General features: G+C 59.0%; 19 protein-coding genes, 1 tRNA gene and 1 riboswitch. Of the genes, 11 read left to right on the top strand and 9 right to left on the bottom strand.

Features of this window, described 5'->3' with window-relative positions; genetic code table 11:
• Positions 1–20 precede the first annotated feature (20 nt).
• Positions 21–413, bottom strand: coding sequence for a Co2+/Mg2+ efflux protein ApaG (gene apaG, locus ASF69_RS06145; protein ID WP_062586380.1), 393 nt, complete (start codon positions 411–413; stop codon positions 21–23).
• 287 nt (positions 414–700) lie between these two features.
• Positions 701–1,885: an O-succinylhomoserine sulfhydrylase gene (locus tag ASF69_RS06150; protein ID WP_062586382.1), complete on the bottom strand. Its 1,185-nt coding sequence runs from the start codon at positions 1,883–1,885 to the stop codon at positions 701–703.
• 43 nt (positions 1,886–1,928) lie between these two features.
• Positions 1,929–2,007, bottom strand: a riboswitch (SAM riboswitch).
• 74 nt (positions 2,008–2,081) lie between these two features.
• Here ASF69_RS06150 and ASF69_RS06155 point away from each other — a divergent pair.
• From ASF69_RS06155 to ASF69_RS06165, 3 genes are all read left to right on the top strand, one after another.
• The gene (locus ASF69_RS06155; protein WP_062586384.1) at positions 2,082–3,176 is read left to right on the top strand and encodes a 2'-deoxycytidine 5'-triphosphate deaminase; all 1,095 of its coding nucleotides are present in this window, start codon (positions 2,082–2,084) and stop codon (positions 3,174–3,176) included.
• Positions 3,177–3,231: 55 nt separating this feature from the next.
• Positions 3,232–3,305 (top strand) — tRNA-Gly (locus tag ASF69_RS06160).
• A gap of 84 nt (positions 3,306–3,389) precedes the next feature.
• Positions 3,390–3,713 (top strand): BA14K family protein, encoded by a 324-nt coding sequence (locus ASF69_RS06165; RefSeq protein ID WP_062586386.1) that lies wholly within the window; start codon positions 3,390–3,392, stop codon positions 3,711–3,713.
• Positions 3,714–3,787: 74 nt separating this feature from the next.
• Here ASF69_RS06165 and ASF69_RS06170 read toward each other — a convergent pair whose 3' ends face one another.
• Positions 3,788–5,683, bottom strand: coding sequence for a glycosyltransferase family 2 protein (locus tag ASF69_RS06170; RefSeq protein WP_244475437.1), 1,896 nt, complete (start codon positions 5,681–5,683; stop codon positions 3,788–3,790).
• Between the two features lie 208 nt (positions 5,684–5,891).
• Between ASF69_RS06170 and ASF69_RS06175 the strand changes: the two genes are divergently transcribed.
• On the top strand, positions 5,892–6,653 hold the full coding sequence (locus ASF69_RS06175; RefSeq protein WP_062587176.1) for a transporter substrate-binding domain-containing protein: 762 nt from the start codon (positions 5,892–5,894) through the stop codon (positions 6,651–6,653).
• 50 nt (positions 6,654–6,703) lie between these two features.
• On the opposite strand, the gene ASF69_RS06180 is transcribed toward ASF69_RS06175, so the two are convergent.
• Together ASF69_RS06180 and ASF69_RS06185 are read right to left on the bottom strand one after the other, a co-directional pair.
• Positions 6,704–7,372 (bottom strand): helix-turn-helix transcriptional regulator, encoded by a 669-nt coding sequence (locus ASF69_RS06180; protein ID WP_062586390.1) that lies wholly within the window; start codon positions 7,370–7,372, stop codon positions 6,704–6,706.
• A 108-nt stretch (positions 7,373–7,480) separates the two neighbouring features.
• Positions 7,481–8,131, bottom strand: a complete 651-nt coding sequence (locus tag ASF69_RS06185) for a response regulator transcription factor (protein ID WP_062586391.1) — start codon at positions 8,129–8,131, stop codon at positions 7,481–7,483.
• A 224-nt stretch (positions 8,132–8,355) separates the two neighbouring features.
• On the opposite strand from ASF69_RS06185, the gene ASF69_RS06190 reads away from it, so the two are divergent.
• Complete coding sequence (locus ASF69_RS06190) at positions 8,356–8,709, top strand: DUF952 domain-containing protein (RefSeq protein WP_062587177.1); 354 nt, start codon at positions 8,356–8,358, stop codon at positions 8,707–8,709.
• Positions 8,709–9,797, top strand: coding sequence for a quinone-dependent dihydroorotate dehydrogenase (locus ASF69_RS06195; RefSeq protein WP_062586393.1), 1,089 nt, complete (start codon positions 8,709–8,711; stop codon positions 9,795–9,797). The genes ASF69_RS06190 and ASF69_RS06195 overlap by 1 nt, the downstream gene beginning before the upstream one ends.
• A gap of 608 nt (positions 9,798–10,405) precedes the next feature.
• On the opposite strand, the gene ASF69_RS06200 is transcribed toward ASF69_RS06195, so the two are convergent.
• Positions 10,406–10,903, bottom strand: coding sequence for a CAP domain-containing protein (locus ASF69_RS06200; RefSeq protein ID WP_062586395.1), 498 nt, complete (start codon positions 10,901–10,903; stop codon positions 10,406–10,408).
• A gap of 1 nt (position 10,904) precedes the next feature.
• Positions 10,905–11,171, bottom strand: coding sequence for a DUF6460 domain-containing protein (locus tag ASF69_RS06205; RefSeq protein ID WP_062586396.1), 267 nt, complete (start codon positions 11,169–11,171; stop codon positions 10,905–10,907).
• 158 nt (positions 11,172–11,329) lie between these two features.
• On the opposite strand from ASF69_RS06205, the gene ASF69_RS06210 reads away from it, so the two are divergent.
• The 5 genes from ASF69_RS06210 to pdeM all read left to right on the top strand — a co-directional run bounded on the left by ASF69_RS06210 (position 11,330) and on the right by pdeM (position 17,104).
• Positions 11,330–12,274, top strand: coding sequence for a class I SAM-dependent methyltransferase (locus tag ASF69_RS06210; protein ID WP_062586398.1), 945 nt, complete (start codon positions 11,330–11,332; stop codon positions 12,272–12,274).
• 194 nt (positions 12,275–12,468) lie between these two features.
• Complete coding sequence (locus tag ASF69_RS06215) at positions 12,469–13,080, top strand: YitT family protein (protein WP_062587178.1); 612 nt, start codon at positions 12,469–12,471, stop codon at positions 13,078–13,080.
• A 56-nt stretch (positions 13,081–13,136) separates the two neighbouring features.
• Positions 13,137–13,778 carry a YitT family protein gene (locus ASF69_RS06220; protein ID WP_062586399.1) on the top strand — a complete coding sequence of 214 codons (642 nt, stop codon included), beginning with the start codon at positions 13,137–13,139 and terminating at the stop codon, positions 13,776–13,778.
• 39 nt (positions 13,779–13,817) lie between these two features.
• On the top strand, positions 13,818–16,337 hold the full coding sequence (locus ASF69_RS06225) for a ligase-associated DNA damage response DEXH box helicase (protein ID WP_062586401.1): 2,520 nt from the start codon (positions 13,818–13,820) through the stop codon (positions 16,335–16,337).
• Positions 16,338–16,375: 38 nt separating this feature from the next.
• Positions 16,376–17,104, top strand: coding sequence for a ligase-associated DNA damage response endonuclease PdeM (gene pdeM, locus ASF69_RS06230; RefSeq protein WP_062587179.1), 729 nt, complete (start codon positions 16,376–16,378; stop codon positions 17,102–17,104).
• An 11-nt stretch (positions 17,105–17,115) separates the two neighbouring features.
• Here pdeM and ASF69_RS06235 read toward each other — a convergent pair whose 3' ends face one another.
• Together ASF69_RS06235 and ASF69_RS06240 are read right to left on the bottom strand one after the other, a co-directional pair.
• Complete coding sequence (locus ASF69_RS06235; protein ID WP_062586402.1) at positions 17,116–17,937, bottom strand: TIGR02186 family protein; 822 nt, start codon at positions 17,935–17,937, stop codon at positions 17,116–17,118.
• On the bottom strand, positions 17,934–18,860 hold the full coding sequence (locus ASF69_RS06240; RefSeq protein WP_062587180.1) for a sulfite exporter TauE/SafE family protein: 927 nt from the start codon (positions 18,858–18,860) through the stop codon (positions 17,934–17,936). The genes ASF69_RS06235 and ASF69_RS06240 overlap by 4 nt, the downstream gene beginning before the upstream one ends.
• Positions 18,861–18,904: the final 44 nt, after the last annotated feature.

Here is an 18,904-nt window from a genome sequence, read left to right on the forward strand (position 1 = left end):
GAGGTTTCAGAATCCGGCTATCAATTCAAAATGCGTGTCAAACCCGGGCTGTCCAGCGAGAATGCGGGAATGGCAACGCTGAAGACTTCGCCATTGTCGGCCTTCATCTCATAATGTCCGAACATCAGTCCGGATGGCGTATCGAGTGGGCAGCCGGAGGAATATTCATAGGTGTCGCCCGGCTCCAGATAGGGCTGCTCGCCCACCACGCCGGGGCCGGAAACTTCGTCGACCTGGCCGTTTTCATCGGTGATATGCCAGTAGCGATTAACGAGCGTAACAGCCCTGTCCGAATTGTTTGAAATCACGACCGTGTAGCCCCAGACGTAGCGATTGTCATCCGGGTCGGACTGCTCTTCAAGATAATAGGGGTCGACCGTGACCTCGATATCTCTTGTCAGTGCACGATACATTCACAGGGCCCTACGTCGTTGTTGTTTTATTATTCTACACTACAGGCATGGGCTTAGGTCAAGAAACCCGGATTTCATATTGTATTTACTTTACCGGCGATGGTAAATTTTGGCTGCGGTCGAAGGAGAGTGTCACGCGCCTGGATGATGACAGTGCCATAACATCCGTGCCCTGCTTTCCATAATGCTTATTGCAGGGCCTATGGAAATTTTTCGAGGCGGCGATTGCGGTCGCGAATACAGGGGCGGGTAGGCGGCCCGGCACGAGGCCGGACCGTGGATGTCGATCAGGCCGAGACCTTGGCGAGTGCTGCTGCGAAATCCTCCAGCAGATCGTCTGTGTCTTCGATACCGCAGGAAAGGCGCAATGTGCCGCCGGAAATGCCCAGTTCGGCGCGGGCTTCATCCGTCAGGTTCTTGTGCGTCGTCGTGCCCGGATGGGTGATGAGGCTCTTGGCATCGCCGAGATTGTTGGAAATCTTGACGACCTCCAGGGCGTTCTGCAGCTTGAATGCCGCTTCCTTGCCACCTTTCAGCTCAAAGCAGACGAGGGTCGATCCACCCGTCATCTGCCGGGCAATGATGTCGGCCTGCGGGTGATCGGCTCGGCCGGGATAGATGACCTTGGCCACCTTGGTCTGCTCTGCCAGAAAATCGGCGATCTTGCCGGCATTGGCGGTCTGCTGGCGCACGCGAAGCGGCAGGGTTTCCATGCCTTTCAACAGTGTCCAGGCGTTGAAGGGCGAAAGAGCCGGGCCGGTATGGCGGAAGTAGTCCTGAAGCTCTTCCTCGATCCAATTCTTGTCGGAAAGAACCACGCCGCCAAGGCAGCGTCCCTGACCATCGATATGCTTGGTCGCCGAATAGACGACGATATGCGCGCCCAGTTCCAGCGGCTTCTGGAAAAGCGGCGTCGCAAACACGTTGTCGACAACCAGTTTTGCGCCGATCTGATTGGCAAGCTTGGCTACGCCTGCGATATCGACCACTTCCAGCGTCGGATTGGTCGGGCTTTCCAGGAAGAACAGCTTGGTGTTGGGCTGGATCGCCTTTTCCCAGTTGGCAAGATCGCGACCGTCTACCAGCGTGCAGCCAATGCCATATTTGGGCGCAAGCGTTTCCACCACCCAGCGGCAGGAGCCAAACAGCGCGCGCGCGGCAACGATGTGATCGCCCGCTTTCAGCTGGCACAGAATGGCGGCGCTGACGGCAGCCATGCCGGAGGCCGTGGCGCGGGCATCTTCGGCGCCTTCCAGCATACACATGCGCTTTTCGAACATGTCATTGGTCGGGCTTGCGTAACGGGCATAGATAAAGCCATCCGTCTCGCCCTTGAAACGGGCTTCTGCGGCTTCAGAGCTGTCATAGACGAAGCCCTGTGTGAGATAAATCGCCTCGGATGTCTCGCCATAGGCAGAACGCAGTGTGCCGCCATGGACCAATTGGGTTGCCGGGCGCCATTTCTTGCTCATGTCATCACCTTACAAACAAAAAAACCGGCCGCAAAAGCAGACCGGTTACAAGCACCCGGTCTTTTTAGCCACTTATTTAACGTGGCTGCAAGCCGACCGGCCAAATCACCACGGGATAAGATTGCCATAACTCCGTTAACGACTTGCGTCAATGCCTTGCTTTTGGTTTTGTCGCACATGAAAAAGGTGGTGAGCGATGACGAGAACAACAGGCATTTTGGCAGATGGAGCGATCCGCGAGCTGTTCCAGGCCGGTCAGTTGACCAGCAAGAAGGCGCTGGATTCAGATCAGGTCCAGCCTGCCAGCCTAGACCTGCGCCTGGGTACCAAGGCTTACCGTGTCCGGGCCAGCTTCATGCCCGGCCCATCCACCCAGGTTATTGAAAAGCTGACCCGCCTCAGCCTTCACGAGATCGATCTCAGCGAAGGCGCGGTGCTGGAAACAGGCTGCGTCTATATCGTGCCCCTGATGGAGGCGCTGGCGCTTCCGGCAGGCATGTCTGCTTCCGCCAACCCGAAAAGCTCGACAGGCCGCCTCGACATCTTCACCCGCGTCATCACCGATTATGCGCAGGAATTTGACAAGATCCCGGCGGGATATCACGGTCCGCTCTATCTCGAAATCAGCCCGCGTACCTTCCCCATCGTCGTTCGTCAGGGCTCGCGCCTGTCGCAAATCCGCTTCCGCATCGGCCACTCCGTTCTCAACGAAGGTGAGTTGCTGACGCTGCATGAAAACGACACGCTGGTTGCAAGCGAAACCCCCAATGTATCGGGCGGCGGCATTGCCCTGTCGATCGATCTGCAGGGCTTCGGCGAACAGGGCCTGATCGGTTATCGCGGCAAGCATCACACCGCCGTGGTCGATGTCGATCAGAAAGCGGCGCATGACGTGCTGGACTTCTGGGAGCCAATCCATGCGCGGGGCCGCGCCGAACTGATTCTCGATCCGGATGAATTCTACATTCTCGTCTCCCGCGAAGCGGTGCACGTTCCACCGCTCTATGCCGCCGAAATGACGCCCTACGACCCGCTGGTAGGCGAGTTCCGCGTACATTACGCCGGCTTCTTCGATCCCGGCTTCGGCCACGCCAGCGCCGGCGGAACCGGCAGCCGCGCGGTTCTCGAAGTCCGAAGCCACGAAGTCCCCTTCATTCTCGAACACGGCCAGATCGTCGGTCGCCTGGTCTACGAACACATGCTGACCAAACCGGAAGGCCTCTACGGCACCGGCCTCGGCTCCAACTATCAAGCCCAGGGCCTCAAACTCTCCAAGCACTTCCGCGCCTGATAGACCCACAACAAACTTGACAGCCCACCACAACTGTCAGACTTTTGAATGCCATGCGGGTGTAGCTCAATGGTAGAGCAGCAGCTTCCCAAGCTGAATACGAGGGTTCGATTCCCTTCACCCGCTCCAGGCGTTCTTTCCCCTATATTTGCGATCTTGGAACAAAACTCCGTCGAGTAACGTTGGTTTTCCGAATAACAAAAGGAAGTACCGATGTTTAAGATGGTAAAACTGATGTCAGTGGCTGCCATGAGTGCTGGGTTTTGTGGCGTTACTGTTCTGCCTGCCCATGCATTGAGCGTCATTTCTCCGGCCTATGAAGAGCAGGCGCCAGCTCCCGCCGCCACCTACAGCCATCCGCCTGTTGCCTTTACCGGCGGCGTTGGTGAGGCCGCAAATTCCCAGGGTTTTGCGCTTTCTCCTAACGAGATTCAGCACGTTCGCTGGTGTGCGCAAAACTACACTTCTTATCACGCGACCGATGACACCATCGATAATGGCGAGGGCGCTCGCACTGCCTGCAAGTCGCCTTACTGATCCTGCTCTGCGCTACGAATTCTGGAAGATATCTACCAAATTAAAAATATACTCTTATTGACCTAGAAAATACTTCATTTATTCTTTTTGACGGGGTTATGCGGTGTTTTGTTCCAGACAAAGGGCTTGTAGCGCAACTCATAGATCGCTCGCCAGGCTGCAAGTGAAATCATCAGCCAGTATGCCGGTGTCGCCAACCATTTGCTTCCCACCATGTTTTTCTCATGGTCAATCATGGCCCGACTGCCCATAAGCAGGAAGACTGCGTAGCTTCCAAGAATGTTGAGAAGATCGATTGTAAATAGCCAGAACTGGATCGTCGACAAGGCGTCCGGTCCCTCCGTCAGCATTACCTTTGCCGTCAGTGCCACCGTCACGATGAACAATGGATGCGTGAGCGACGACAGGAGCATTCCTCCGATGAGAAGCTGGAAGACGGCATAGGCTTTCCAGCCCATTTCGTTGGCTACCCGCAGGGGAGATCGCATCATGACGAGCCACGTCTGCAGCCAGCCCTTAAACCATCGCGTTCTCTGGTTCAGCCAGACGGAAAACTCTGTTGGAGCATCCTCGAGCGTGGGGTAACTTATGACATCCGACTGGTGGCCCAGGCGATAGAGCCGCAAACCGAGATCTGCGTCTTCTGTAACGTTGAAGGGGTCCCAGGCCCCCACATTGCGCAGGACCGATGTTCGAAAATGATTGGAGGTTCCGCCCAGAGGCATTGGCATCCTCATTTTTGCCAGCATGGGCAAAAGACGCCGAAAAAGCGCTGAATATTCCAGGGAAAAGGACGCGGTCATCCACGATGTGTTGGCATTGCTGATAATGAGTGGAGCCTGCAAGCTTGCCAGATTGTCACAGCCTTGCTGAAACCGGGCGTAGGCTTCGCGCAATTGCTTGGGATGCGGGCGATCCTCGGCATCGTAGATGGCGGTGAATTCGCCGCGCGCGCCTGCAAGCGCATAGGTCAGTGCCTTGGGTTTTGTCCGGGGCAGGGATGGCGGCACCCGGATGATTTCGAATGGTGGACCGAGATCGAGCCGCTCGATGGCGGACAGGGTACCAAGGTCATCTGCTTCACAGACAAGCTTGACGTCCAGCTGCGACTTGGGCCAGTCCAGCCTGTTCAGTGCGGTGACAAGCTGCTCAACGACGGTTTGTTCGCGGTAGAGTGCGACCAATACGCTGTAGACCGGCAAAGCTTCATCGTCGTGCTTTTCGACCAGCGCCAGGGTCCGGCGATCGGGCTTTGCGCGCAGCGGTGCCAGCTTGAAAAGGAGGGCACTCATGTAAAGCACGGCGGTGACGATGTGCAGCAACTGGAAGGTAAGCGTGGGTGCCGCAATGAGTGAGCCCAGAAAACAGGTCGCCCCCACACCCAGCAGAAAGCCCTGCTTGCCGTGCAGGGTAATCCGCGCCGAATATAGAGGGGTCTTGTCGAAGAGAGCATGGATCGTATGGCGCGTTCGGCGTCCTTCTCCAGCCTTCCAGACCGCCTGCCGGAGCGCAGAGGGAGTGGTGACGACAAGGTCGCCAGCCAGATCGGGAGTGGCTTGAAGCGCCCGCTTCAATCTTGCGATGCTTTGTAGATCCGGCACGATGGCCATATGAGGCATGGCATCCTGAGGCGACAGCCGCACCATACGCGTATCCCGAAGTTGAATATCGAGAGACGGGGTGTCCACGATAACGGCATGGTCCAGCTCGCCCACGAAGGGCAGCCGCAGGGACCGTGCAAAAGCGCCGAAATAGCCATCTTCAGTGACAAGGCCGCTTGAGAGAAGCTCCGCCTCGAATGTCGAGCCATGGAGAGACGCCCGTCTCGAAAACATCTCGATATAGGGTTTGCCAAGACCAAGCGTTTTCAGGAAAGCTGCATCGTCGCTTTCCGGCACATCGGCATCGGCATACGACGGGGAGCGACTGTCGAGTGGCTTGAAAGCAATAATTTCACTTTTCACAAGCATCGCATTGCGCGATATTTGTGTATATTCGTCGAATTGCGACATACGCGTTCCCGGCCGCTGCCTGCAGCGGCACCCTATATCCCCGTAACGGATGTTATCTATGCGCTCTTGGGCTGCACTACTAAAATTAACGGGTATTTTCATCTACTCGGCCGTTGTTGCGCCGTCTCACGGGCTCGCTGCGGAAAACCTGCCTGATGCCGGTCGGCTGCCTGTTCTGTTTGACGCGCAGGAGCGGCTTCCGGGCGCGGATCTGTCAAAGGTTCCGCGTGTTCGCTTCCTGATGTCGGTGGATTTTCCGCCTTTCAATTTCACCGATCAGGACGGCCGGCTTGTTGGCTTTCATGTGGATCTGGCGCGGGAAATCTGCGCGCAGCTGAAAATCGAGAGCAAGTGCCAGGTGCAGGCGCTGCCCTTTGACGAATTGGAAGCGGCGGTGGAAATGGGCGAGGGTGAGGCTGTCATGTCCGGCATCGCCTCCAGTGCGGATTTGCGCAAGAGCTTCAGCTTCACGAGGCCTTACATTCTTCTGCCCGCTCGTTTTGCCGTCAACAAATCCGCGAGACTGGAAGGGCAATCCGCCGCAGCGCTCTCCGGCCGCAAGGTTGGCGTCATCACCAATTCCCGCCACGAAACGATGCTGAAGGCCTTTTTTCCCAAGGCCGCAGTCAACGGCTTCGATGGCTATGAACCGATGTATGAGGCTTTGAAGACGGGAAAGATCGACGCCGTCTTTGCCGATGGGCTGCGACTTCCATTCTGGGTCGCGGGCACGGCTTCGGAAGGATGCTGTGCCATGTTCGACGGCCCCTATATGTCGGATCGATTCCTCGGTGAGGGCTTCTCGATCATGACGGTCGATCCCGAAAACAAGCTCGTTCCGGCGTTCGATCAGGCGCTTGCCGCATTGTCGCGCAACGGGCGACTGGAGGAAATCTACCGCCGCTATTTCCCATACGGCTTGTTCTGAGCAGCTTTATGGGGCGTAGAGTGTCCCATCCGGCACGGGACGCTCCGGAACTATTGGCTGGCCCAGATGATGCGGGCCACCCACTCGACATCGGCGAGGTCGAAGCTGCGATTGGGGTGCTCGGGGTTAAGCGAAAAAAGCTCGATTGTCTTTGCCGTCTGGCGGGCCAGAACCTTGGCCATGACTTCACCGTCGCGACTTTTCACCACCACACGGTCACCGCGCCGAACCTGCGCGCCGGGCTCCACGATCAGCACATCGCCATCGCGATATAGCGGCATCATGCTGTCGCCCTGAACCTCGAGTGCATAGACACCGGGCCTGTTGGCAGGCGAGGCGGGAAAATCGACAACATCCCAACCCTGGCCGGCGGGAAAGCCGCCATCATCGAAAAATCCACCGGATCCTGCCTGGGCAAAGCCCAGAAGCGGAATGGACCCCATTTGCGGCGGGAAGTTGCCCTCCGGTATGGTGTTGTTCCTGTGGGCATGGCTCAGCGCAAAGCCAAAGAACTGGTCGATTGTTGCGCCTGTCGCTTCCAGCACCTTGGAAATCGATTCCGTGGATGGCCAGCGCTGGCGCCCGTCCGGCCCCTGGCGTTTGGACTTGTTAAAGGATGTCGGGTCAAGCCCGGCCTTGCGCGCCAGGCCCGAAGGAGACAGCTGGTTACGATCCGCAAGGGTATCGATGGCGCTCCAGATATTTTCGTGTGACAGCATGGTTAACGGCCCGGGTGGAGCGGCGTCGTCACGCGGCTCTTCAGCAACTGCCGAAATTTACCCAAAGCCGAACCAAGAGTAAAGTGCAAAAGGAATAAAATCCTTGTATCAGGCCACAAGCGTCGACATGGTAATCTTGGAAAGCTGAATGACCGCCTGCGTGCGGCTGTCCACTTTCAGTTTCAGCAATATGGCCGAGACATGCGCCTTGATCGTGGCTTCGGAAACGCCCAGCTCATAGGCAATCTGCTTGTTGAGCAAGCCTTCGCCCAGCATCGAGAGAACGCGGCTCTGCTGCGGGGTCAGCGTCCTCAACCGGCTGATGAGATCCGCCAGCTCGGGGTCGTGCTCCTGTCCGGATTGGCCGCAAACGGGCATCCATATGTCGCCTTCCAGAACGGCGCGAATGCCGGCGCGCATGTCCTCGATGCCTGCGGATTTGGAAATGAAACCGGATGCACCGAGTTCTATGGCGTGGCGCATGGTCGCCGGGTCGTCGGTTGCCGAAACGATGACGATGGGCAGACTTGCAAATTCTGCCCGAAGCGACATCAGCCCGGAAAAGCCGCTGACGCCGGGCATGGCCAGATCAAGCAGCATCAGGTCTGTGTCTGGATAACGCTTGGCGGCGGCCTTCGCAGCGTCGAAGTCACCCGCTTCGACAATGGTGTTTTCGCCCTCAAGCCCGCTTACCGCCTGCCGCAAGGCGCCGCGAAACAGAGGATGGTCGTCTGCAATGATGATGGTGAGTTGTGACATGCCGCGCCCCCTCCCAAGAGCATTTCATGTTCGCCTCATATTTTGGCGCAGTTTCCCTGTGCGTCAAGTCTCCACATCCAAGGATTGCGCCAATTTCCCCGCGAATTCAAGCGCTCAATTGGCCACTCACCTCGGCCTTGCCGCAATGGCACGAAAATCTGCGTGAAGTGATGGACAAGCAGGGTCATTTGCGGCAAACCCCAGGGCATCTGAAGGAGATGCCGATGAGTGAAACGCCCCCCGTCATTTACAAGATCGTGGATGCCGCCTTGTGGCAGGAAGCTGCGGAAACGGGTGTTTTCATGGGCGCGGCCATCGATCTTCAGGATGGCTATATTCATTTCTCCACAGCGAGCCAGCTGCACGAAACCGCGCGCAGGCACTTTTCCGGCAAGGACAATCTCGTCCTCGTTGCCGTGGATGGCGGTGCGCTTGGCGACAAGCTGGTTTTCGAACCTTCGCGCGGCGGTGAAGATTTTCCACATCTCTATGCGCCCCTACCATTGAGCGCGGTCCTTTGGGAAACACCTCTCACCCTTGATGACGATGGCTCCCACCAGTTTCCGGAGATTGCATGATGAGCGGATTTTTTTCCTCGATCGGTCGCCGTGGCCTGTTTCTGATGGATCCGGAAGTGGCGCATGGCATGTCGATCGCTGCGCTGCGTTCGGGCTTCATTCCCACCTGCCATGTGCCGCATGATCCGCGCCTGCAGCAGACGGTGGCCGGGCTTGTTTTCCCAAATCCGCTCGGCATGGCGGCAGGCTATGACAAGAATGCGGAAGTGCCGGGTCCACTGCTCAAGCTGGGCTTCGGCTTCACCGAAATCGGCACGGTCACGCCGCGGCCGCAAACGGGCAATCCCAAGCCGCGCATTTTCCGTCTTGTGGAAAATGAGGCGGTCATCAATCGGCTGGGTTTCAACAATGAAGGTCACGCGGCTGCTCTGGCGCGCCTCATGGCAGCCGGGCTGCGCGGCATCGTCGGCGTCAATATCGGCGCCAACAAGGACAGCGAAGACCGTGTTGCGGATTACGTGAGGGGCATCGAGACCTTCTCCTCCGTTGCCTCCTATTTCACGGCCAATATCTCCTCTCCCAACACGCCGGGCCTGCGTGACCTGCAGGCGCGGGAGAGCCTGTCGGCACTGTTAAAGGCCGTTCTGGAAGAGCGCGATGCACAAGCGCAAAAGCTCAACCGCCGCCTTCCCGTCTTTCTCAAGATCGCGCCCGATCTGACAGAGGAAGGGCTGGACGATATAGCAGCCGAAGTGCTGGCGCATAATCTCGACGGCCTGATCGTTTCCAACACAACGCTGTCTCGCAACGGGCTTCGCCCCGGCGCCAACAATCGGGAAACGGGTGGGCTCTCCGGCAAGCCGCTGTTTGATCTCTCCACCACCGTGCTTGCAAAAATGCGCAAACGCGTCGGTCCCGACCTGCCCATTATCGGTGTGGGCGGCGTGTCCTCCGCCGAAACCGCACTCGAAAAAATCCGCGCCGGTGCCGATCTCGTGCAGCTCTATTCCTGCATGGTCTATGAAGGCCCGGCACTGCCCGGCCGTATCGTGCGCGGGCTGTCGGCATTGGTCGAGCGTGAACGCGTCGCCAATATCCGCGAGTTGCGTGATACCACGCTCGACCGCTGGGCCGACCGGCCACTCTAGTCCCCAAACCACCACCTTCACGCCGTAGCGCCCACCCTCCGTCACCCCGGACTTGATCCGGGGTCCAGCGGGTGCGCGTCTGCGCGCCGGGAGATGTCTTTTTCCGACAGCTCCGTCGTTTGAGTCCTCTCGCCTTGCAGACGCAAGGCGGCTGGATCCCGGATCAAGCCCGGGATGACGGAGGAGAGGGGGGCCATCAGATATCGAAGGAGAGGTGGTGCCTCAGGACGCCGAAGGTGGTGTCGTTGAAGGAGAGGGAAGGTGCTGGTGGGGCCGGGTGCAGAGGTAATTGACGAGGAGACAAGTGCCTGTCGTCTGTTGGGGGGGCGGATGCGGGGAGGGCGAAAGCAGACATGTGCGAAGTGGCGGAAGACAGCCATCATACCGCTCGTGGCGATTGAGCGGGGCGACGGCAGCAGGGGGTATTGGAGGAGCCAAAAGAGTAGTAAGTTAACCTCAACCAAACACCGCCACGCCCACCCCACCCTCCGTCACCCCGGACTTGATCCGAGATCCAGCGGGTGCGCGTCTGCGCGCCGGGAGATGTGTTCATCCGGCGGCACAGCGTCGGACCTGCGACAACCGCAGTCACCTATTGGCGCGCGTTATTACCGACACAGCACCATGGCCCAATAGGGCCGGTTCTTCGCCGTCGCATCATAAGCAACGGCCACTCCCAGTCCACCGTAGTTGCCCAGCATGTTCTCCAGATGGTGCGGTGAGCCGATCCAGGCCTTGACGACACGCTCGACGGTATCCTGTCCGGCGGCGACATTTTCCGCCGCGGGCAGGGGCACGCCGCCATCTTTCATGCGGATGAGAAAGCTGTCGGTGAGGCCGATGAGGTGCGCCATTTTCTGGGCCTTGACCATGCGGTTGGCCTGATAGGCGGCGGCCTGCTGGGCGGCGCTGTTGGCAGAAAGCGGCGAAAGTCCCTTCGAGCGGCGAAGCTCGTTGACCATGGGCAGCGCTGCTGCAGTCTCGTCGCGCGTGCCGGCGGCCACGCCCTTGTTGGTTGGGGTAGAGACGCAGGCAGACAGCGCGGCACCGGCGGAGACGAGCACGAAACCGCGTCGCGAAAGCGTGAAGACTGAAGGCTGGGTCATATTATCGGCGGAAGCTCAAAAGGCGCAGGATGATGAAGACGGGCACGACGATGACGGCACCCGCAAGCAGGTAGTCGCCGATGCTGCCCAGCGCGCGGAAACCGGTGTGCCACAGATCGAGCACGAAATCACGCAAGCCGTAAATGATGTTCCATGGCGTCAGGCCGAACACAGCCATGACGAAACCGACGATCAGCGACACGACAAGCAATTTGACGATTGTCCGCGCGACACTATCACCCAGCACCTTATCGACCTCACCGGCCATAGCAGTTCTCCTAACTTCCGGCCAAGACATATGAAGCATCGCCGCACTATGCAAGCTTCAGGGCTTCTCCGGCACCATATTTGCCGCTGCCATGAAATAGGACTTGAGTTTTTTTATGGCTTGAGGAAAGACAGCGCACCTCTTTCAGGGATTTGCGAATGGCCTCAAACCAGTTTTCCTCCGGCGATGCCATCGCAGACCGGCGCGCCGATTATGCCCGTATGCTCGCCGAAAGCGGAGATAACCCGGCTGCTGCGGAATTGATCGAACAGGCGCTGGAACTTGCGCCATCCTGGGCCGCAGGCTGGGTAAAGATGGGGGATTATTGCCAGAAGGCCGGGCAGCGGGAAAAGGCCATTGCCGCCTATGAAACCGTGGACCGCCTTGACCCCGAGGGCATTTTTGCCGCGTCCCTGAAGCTTGCCGTGCTGGGTGCGGCGGAAACGCCGGAGCAGCCGCCAAGTGCCTATGTCGAGGGCCTTTTCGATGATTACGCCGATCGTTTCGAAACATCGCTGGTCGAAAAGCTGGAATACAGCGTGCCGCAAAAACTGGCGGCGCTGATCGAAACCGCCAGACCGGCCAGCGGGCAGTTTGCCTGCATCGTCGATATCGGCTGCGGCACCGGCCTGCTCGGCGTGGAACTTCACGCCTGGACGCAGCGGCTGGAAGGCTTCGATATTTCCACCAATATGCTGGCCAAGGCTGAAGAAAAGGCGATCTATCACCATCTGGCGCAAGCCGATCTTTCGTTGCCTGCGGACACATCCGGCCTTTTTGCAGATGGCCTTGTCCCCCACCGCGCCGATCTGGTCGCGGCTGCCGATGTCATGATGTATCTGGGAAGCCTCGAAACCGTCATGCCGCTCGTTAATGCCCTGCTTTCACCCGTTGGCGTCTTTGCCTTTTCCGTTGAAGATGCGGGAGCCGGTGACGGCTTTGTGCTGCAGCCATCGCTTCGCTATGCGCATTCGGAAACCTATGTGCGGGGCCTGCTGGCCTCTGCGGGTCTGAGAATCATCGATATACAAAAGACGACCATTCGCAAGGACGCCGGAAATCCCCTGTCCGGCATTCTCTTTCTTGCCGGAAAAGCGGCCTGATCTTTTCATTTCTTGCCATTTTGGCAATAGGTCAGCCTTGCTTACGTATCGCTCTTGATACGCAACGTGTTGCAGTGCAAAATATAGCCTATCAGCGCCTCCCCCTCGTCATGATCGGGCGCGGCGATGCACTCTCACACATTCTTTCTGGTTTCGGGGTAGCGCGCATGGCATTCACAAGAAGCGTCTATGGCATGTGGAGTGTCGATCCGGCAAAGCACGCGCCGGTCGAAGACATTCAGGGTATAGTCACCGGCAGCATCGTGTCGGCCCTTGGGTTTTACCTGCTGGCAAAGGTTGGCCTTTTGACCGGTGGCACGGCGGGCGTTGCCTTCCTCATCCATTATGCCTTTGGAATAAGTTTTGGCCTGCTGTTCTTCCTCGTCAATCTGCCGTTCTACTACCTGTCCTTCCGTCGGCTCGGTCTTGCGTTTTCGCTCAAGACCTTCATTGCCATCGCCCTCGTTTCGGTGCTGACAGAGCTGGAGACTCGCTGGATGGTGGTGGAAAGCATCAATCCGCTCTGGGCCGCGCTTCTGGGCGGTCTGTTGCTGGGTTATGGGCTGCTGGCGCTTTACCGTCACCGTGCGAGCCTCGGCGGCATCGGCATTCTCGCCATCTACATACAGGATCGCTTCGGCATTCGGGCCGGTCTCATCCAGCTTGCATTCGACAGCTGCGTCATGATTGCCGCCTTCTCGATCATCAACCCGCAGACGGTGATCTATTCCATTGTGGGCGCCTTCGTTCTCAACCTGTTCCTGGCCATCAATCACCGCTCGGATCGCTATATCGTCGTTCGTTGATCTCTTGAATTTTCACCCGCTACAGCGCAAAGAATAACAGGCATTGCGGGGTGATCATGAGCGACATAGCAGAAAGCAAACGTATCCGTTTCTGGGCATCGACGCCTGATCGGCATTCCGTGGTAGAGGATGCGCAGGCGGTTATTGCGGGCAGCATGTTGGCGTCGCTCGGTGTCGTCCTCCTGTCCGGCGGTGGCCTGTTGACGGGCGGTGTGGTTGGCGTCGCATTTCTTTTGCATTATGCGACCGATATCAGCTTCGGCCTTTTGTTCTTTCTTGCCAATGTGCCCTTTTATTTTCTGGCCTTTCGGCGACTTGGGCTCGCCTTTACCATCAAGACCTTCTGTGCGGTTGCGCTGACCTCGCTGCTGTCGGAATATCTCCCGCAGCTTATCGTGCTTGAGAACGTCAATCCCATCGTCGCCGCCCTGTTTGGCGGGCTGGTAGTTGCGGCCGGAATGCTGGCGTTGTTTCGCCACCGCACCAGCCTTGGCGGCTTCGGCATTCTGGCGCTCTATCTGCAGGATCGCTTCGGCATTCGCGCCGGTCTTGCGCAACTGGCCTTCGATTGCACCGTCCTCGTCTGCGCTTTCTTCGTCGCAACGCCTTTCATCATTCTCTGCTCCATCCTCGGTGCGCTGGTGATGAACCTCGTCATTGCCGTCAATCACCGCAATGACCGCTATATCGCCATGTGAGGCCCTTCTTTTTCGCCAGCATTTCACTACTTTAGTGCTGTGAAACACACCGAGCCCCCCAGTTCCGGCCTAGATGTCGGCACCCTGCCTTTGTCCTTCCAGAAATGGTTCGGCGAAAAGGGCTGGAGCCCACGCGCCCACCAGCTGGAACTATCCGCACGGGCGCGGGCTGGCGAAAACATGCTGCTGATTGCGCCGACCGGTGCCGGCAAGACGCTGGGCGGCTTCATGGCATCGCTGACTGATCTCGCAGGGCGGGGCAAGGTGCCGCCGGGGTCTGCATTCGTTGGCGTCCACACGCTCTATATCTCGCCACTGAAAGCGCTTGCCGTCGATATCGAGCGCAACCTGATGAAGCCGGTATCGGAAATGGGGCTGCCCATCTCGGTCGAGACCCGCACCGGCGATACGCCGCAGGCGAAACGCCAGCGCCAGAAGCTGAAGCCGCCGGATATTCTGCTGACAACACCGGAACAGGTCTCGCTGCTTCTCGCCAACAAGGAAGCAGAACGCTTCTTCAAGGACCTGAAATATGTCGTGCTGGACGAGCTTCACTCGCTCGTCACCTCCAAACGCGGCCATCTCCTGTCGCTGGCCATTGCCCGCATTCGCAAGCACGCGCCATCCATGCGCACCATCGGCCTTTCCGCCACCGTCGCCGACGCCATGGATCTGCAACGCTATCTCAGCCCGCAACGGGAAGGCGAACCCACCGCCGGTCTCATCACCGTCGATGGCGGCGCAAAGCCTGACATCGCGATACTCGGCACGGAAGAGCGCATTCCATGGTCCGGCCACTCGGCCCGCTATGCCATGCAGGACCTCTATCCGGCCTTGAAAGCCCACAAGACGACGCTGATCTTCGTCAATACCCGCTCGCAGGCCGAGCGTATTTTCCAGGAACTCTGGACCATCAATGACGACAATCTGCCGATTGCCCTGCATCACGGCTCGCTGGATGCGGGCCAGCGCCGCAAGGTGGAAGCGGCCATGGCCGACAACAAGCTGCGCGCCGTCGTCGCCACCTCAACGCTTGATCTCGGCATAGACTGGGGCGATGTCGATCTTGTCGTCCATGTCGGTGCACCCAAGGGTGCAAGCCGCCTTGCCCAGCGCATTGGCCGCGCCAACCACCGCATGGACGAGCCTTCCAAGGCCATTCTCGTTCCCGCCAACCGCTTCGAAGTCATGGAATGTCGTGCAGCGCTGGATGCCAATTACATCGGCGCGCAGGATACGCCGCCGATTGCCGAGGGTGCGCTGGATGTGCTGGCCCAGCATGTGCTGGGCATGGCCTGCGCCGAACCTTTCGATGCCGATGAGCTCTACCGCGAAGTCACGACCGCATCGCCCTATTATGGCCTGCCGCGCGAGACCTTCGATCGCGTGGTGGATTTCACCGCGACAGGCGGTTACGCCCTGCGCACCTATGAACGTTACGCCCGCATCCGCCAGACGAAAGAGGGACTCTGGCGCGTCTCGAACCAGCAGGTGGCGATGCAGTACCGCCTCAACCTCGGCACCATCGTCGAGGCCGCCGAACTCAATGTCCGCATGGTCAAGCGCAATGCCAAGGGCACGGTCGGGCGCGGCGGCATGTCGCTTGGCAAGGTCGAAGAGTATTTTCTGGAGCAACTGGTGCAGGGCGATACCTTCCTCTTTGCAGGCAAGGTTTTGCGCTTCGAAGGCATCAGGGAAAACGAATGTCTGGTCAGCCAGGCCTTTTCCATGGACCCGAAAATCCCCTCCTATGCGGGCGGCAAGTTTCCGCTTTCCACCTATCTGGCGGATCAGGTCCGCTCCATGCTGGCCGATCCCGCCCGCTGGCACGCCCTGCCGGATCAGGTGCGCGACTGGCTGGCCATCCAGAAGGAAAAATCCATCATCCCCAAGCGGGATGAGCTTCTGGTCGAGACCTTTCCCTTCCGCAAACGCTTCTTCATGGTCATGTATCCTTTCGAGGGGCGGCTGGCCCACCAGACGCTTGGCATGTTGCTGACAAGGCGGCTGGAGCGGGCCGGAGCCAAGCCCATGGGCTTCGTCGCCACAGATTATTCGCTGGCCATCTGGGCGCTGGAGGATATGGGTAGGCGTCTGCAATCGGACCGGCTTTCGCTCACCGACCTCCTGGACGAGGATATGCTGGGAGACGATCTGGAAGCATGGTTGGACGAGTCCTTCATGCTCAAGCGCACCTTCCGTAACTGCGCCATCATTTCCGGCCTCATCGAGCGCCGCCATCCCGGCAAGGAAAAGACCGGGCGGCAGGTCACGGTGTCTGCCGATCTTATTTATGACGTTCTTCGCAGCCATGAGCCCGATCACATTCTGCTGGAGGCCACGCGTCGCGATGCCGCAGCCGGACTTTTGGACATTGGCCGTCTTGGCGATATGCTAAGGCGAATCAAGGGTCACACCACCCATTGCGCTCTGGAGCATGTTTCGCCGCTGGCCGTGCCGGTCATGATGGAAATCGGGCGCGAAACCGTGGCCGGTCAGGCGCAGGATGATGTGCTGGCCGAAGCCGCCGATGAGCTGATTGCGGATGCGATGTCATGATGCATCGGGCGCAAGGACATGAAGGACAAAACCGAGACGTGCTGAGCCGACTTGCCTTAAGCGACAAATTTGCCACCGGCTTTGAATGCCTCGGCTCCGAAACCGCCATCAATGGCGTTGCCGGCTGGTGCGATCCGCTGGGCGGGCTTTACTTGCCGGATCTGTCGCTGCTGGTCGTGTCCGATTTGCACCTGGAAAAAGGCGCCGCCTTCGCTCGTCGCGGGCGCCTGCTGCCCCCTTACGATACCATCGCAACGCTGAAGATTCTGTCCTCGCTGATTACCCGCTACGATCCGAAAATCGTCGTCAGCCTTGGCGATAATTTTCATGATCGCATCGGCTCACAGCACCTGCCGCTGCCGCTTCGCGATCTCATCAAGGACATGGCCAAGGGCCGCGAGTGGATCTGGATCAACGGCAACCACGATCCCGATGGCACGGTCGATCTGCCGGGCTCGTCCAGCGACGAATTGTTTTACGGCAATCTCGTCTTCCGGCATGAGCCGAAGCTGGGCGCATCCGCTGGCGAAATCGCCGGGCACCTGCATCCCGCCGCCACCGTGCGCCGCCGCGACAAATCCGTGCGCCGCCCCTGCTTCGCCACCGACGGCACCCGCCTCCTCATGCCAGCCTTTGGGGTGTTGAGCGGCGGTCTGGACTTGCGCCACAAGGCGATGAAGGGCCTCTTCGACCACACCTCGCTCGTCGCGCACCTCATGGGTCGCGACCGCATTTATTCGGTACGATTTGGAAATCTCATCGGCTAGGCCTTGGGCACTTAATCGCGTCTGAACAGAAGGCTTGCGCCCCAGCCGGTTATGACGGCCAGCAATACGCACAGGATACCATAGACGATGGGAGTCTGGTGGGCGGCATCGGTGATGGCCTGTTCCATGCCGGTTTTCACCACGCGCAGCCGCAGTTCCTTTTGCGCAACGGGCGCTCCGCTCTTGAACAGATAGGCGCGGGCGGTGTGTACGCCATTTGGCACATTGGCGGGCAGGCGCAGCGTGGCCCAGAAGAGGCCGGTGCGTTCCAGTCGAACGCCTGTGGTGTCGTTGCGATAGATGCCGCTGGAAAGCTTCAGGCGGCGATAGGCTTCCTGGAAGTCGTAGACATTGTCCGGTACGCCGGAAAACACGGCGCTGCGCAGCGGCAGATGTTCCACCCCAAGACCCATGGCGGTCAGCGTTCCGGCGGTGGCAATGTCCTGAATGTTGCGGGTGCTGGCCATGGAATAGGATTCCGGCAGCGGCGCGAAGGTTATCGCACTGGTGTTGATCCAGATGCCTGCGACCCGGCTTTTCTTGCGCACGGTGGAATATTCATTCGGGCCCTCCAGCGTCACCACGATGTCGTACTGGCCGATGGCCAGCAGCAGTTGGTCGGCATTGTTGAGAGCGCCGAACATGGTGAAGTCGGCGCCGCGAAAATCGGACGCGATGGAGATTTCGGTGGTCGAGGCGCCGATCTCGATGTTTTCCTGCAGGGTGCGAGACTGCCCCGACGCATCCGGCGAAATCGCCAGCGGCGGTGTCTGCGCGAAAGCCGTTCCGCAAAGCGTGCAAAAAAGGGTGGCAAGCAGGGCGCTGCGGATCAATAGCCCAGCCCTCCCACGGCGACGGAAAACAGATCGTCCGGTTTGATGACGAGGGTGATCGCAAGCCTGACGCCGACCGCCAGAACCAGAAGCGCCAGCAGCGCGCGCAGCTGTTCGCCGCGCAGTTTCTGGCCCACGCGCACACCATATTGCGCACCGACCACACCCGCCAGCATCAGGATGAAGGCCAGCACGATATCGACGGAATAGTTCGTCGCGGCCTGAACGATCGTGGTGTAGGCGGTCACGAAAATGATCTGGAACAGCGACGTCCCAACCACGACATTGGTGGGAATGCGCAAAAGATAGATCATGGCGGGCACCATGATGAAACCGCCGCCAACGCCCATGACCGAGGTCAGAACACCGATGCCGAAGCCGAGCACGATGATGGGGATGACGCTGAGATAGAGCTTCGATTTCTTGAAGCGCATCTTGAGGGGCAGGCGGTGCACCCAGTTGTGGTGGCCGGGACGGCGAAGCGGCACCGTCTCGTTGCGGGCGGTGCGGCGAATGGCGGAAATGCTTTCCTTCAACATCAGCGCGCCGACGGTGGAAAGCAGGATGACGTAAAGCAGCGAAATGATCAGGTCCAGCTGGCCGATGCTGCGCAAAAGCGTAAACAGCCATACGCCGAGCGTGGCCCCGCACAGGCCGCCGATCAGAAGCACGGTTCCCAGCTTCACATCCAGCGTGCCACGCCTGAAATGGGAGATGGAGCCCGAGACCGAAGAGGCGACCACCTGGTTTGCGCCGGTTGCCACGGCAACCACGGGCGGAATGTTGTAGAAGATCAGAAGCGGGGTGATCAGGAAGCCGCCGCCCACGCCGAACATGCCGGACAGAAAGCCCACAGCCGCGCCCATGCCGAGAATGATGAAGATATTCACCGAAAGTTCTGCAATGGGCAGATAGACAGTCACATCAGGACCTCGGGCATCGTTCCGTGCAAAAAGGCAAAGCCGCC

This window comes from Rhizobium sp. Leaf311, from assembly GCF_001423445.1.
Lineage (GTDB): Bacteria > Pseudomonadota > Alphaproteobacteria > Rhizobiales > Rhizobiaceae > Agrobacterium.

Excerpts from the sequence above, each read along its gene's own strand:
- ASF69_RS06195 (WP_062586393.1), top strand. The coding sequence starts at position 8,709 with ATGAGCGGATTTTTTTCCTCGATCGGTCGCCGTGGCCTGTTTCTGATG.
- ASF69_RS06150 (WP_062586382.1), bottom strand. The coding sequence starts at position 1,885 with ATGAGCAAGAAATGGCGCCCGGCAACCCAATTGGTCCATGGCGGCACA.
- ASF69_RS06180 (WP_062586390.1), bottom strand. The coding sequence starts at position 7,372 with ATGCTGTCACACGAAAATATCTGGAGCGCCATCGATACCCTTGCGGAT.
- ASF69_RS06170 (WP_244475437.1), bottom strand. The coding sequence starts at position 5,683 with ATGCTTGTGAAAAGTGAAATTATTGCTTTCAAGCCACTCGACAGTCGC.
- apaG (WP_062586380.1), bottom strand. The coding sequence starts at position 413 with ATGTATCGTGCACTGACAAGAGATATCGAGGTCACGGTCGACCCCTAT.
- ASF69_RS06155 (WP_062586384.1), top strand. The coding sequence starts at position 2,082 with ATGACGAGAACAACAGGCATTTTGGCAGATGGAGCGATCCGCGAGCTG.
- ASF69_RS06165 (WP_062586386.1), top strand. The coding sequence starts at position 3,390 with ATGTTTAAGATGGTAAAACTGATGTCAGTGGCTGCCATGAGTGCTGGG.
- ASF69_RS06205 (WP_062586396.1), bottom strand. The coding sequence starts at position 11,171 with ATGGCCGGTGAGGTCGATAAGGTGCTGGGTGATAGTGTCGCGCGGACA.
- ASF69_RS06200 (WP_062586395.1), bottom strand. The coding sequence starts at position 10,903 with ATGACCCAGCCTTCAGTCTTCACGCTTTCGCGACGCGGTTTCGTGCTC.
- ASF69_RS06210 (WP_062586398.1), top strand. The coding sequence starts at position 11,330 with ATGGCCTCAAACCAGTTTTCCTCCGGCGATGCCATCGCAGACCGGCGC.
- ASF69_RS06215 (WP_062587178.1), top strand. The coding sequence starts at position 12,469 with ATGTGGAGTGTCGATCCGGCAAAGCACGCGCCGGTCGAAGACATTCAG.
- ASF69_RS06190 (WP_062587177.1), top strand. The coding sequence starts at position 8,356 with ATGAGTGAAACGCCCCCCGTCATTTACAAGATCGTGGATGCCGCCTTG.
- ASF69_RS06185 (WP_062586391.1), bottom strand. The coding sequence starts at position 8,131 with ATGTCACAACTCACCATCATCATTGCAGACGACCATCCTCTGTTTCGC.
- ASF69_RS06220 (WP_062586399.1), top strand. The coding sequence starts at position 13,137 with ATGAGCGACATAGCAGAAAGCAAACGTATCCGTTTCTGGGCATCGACG.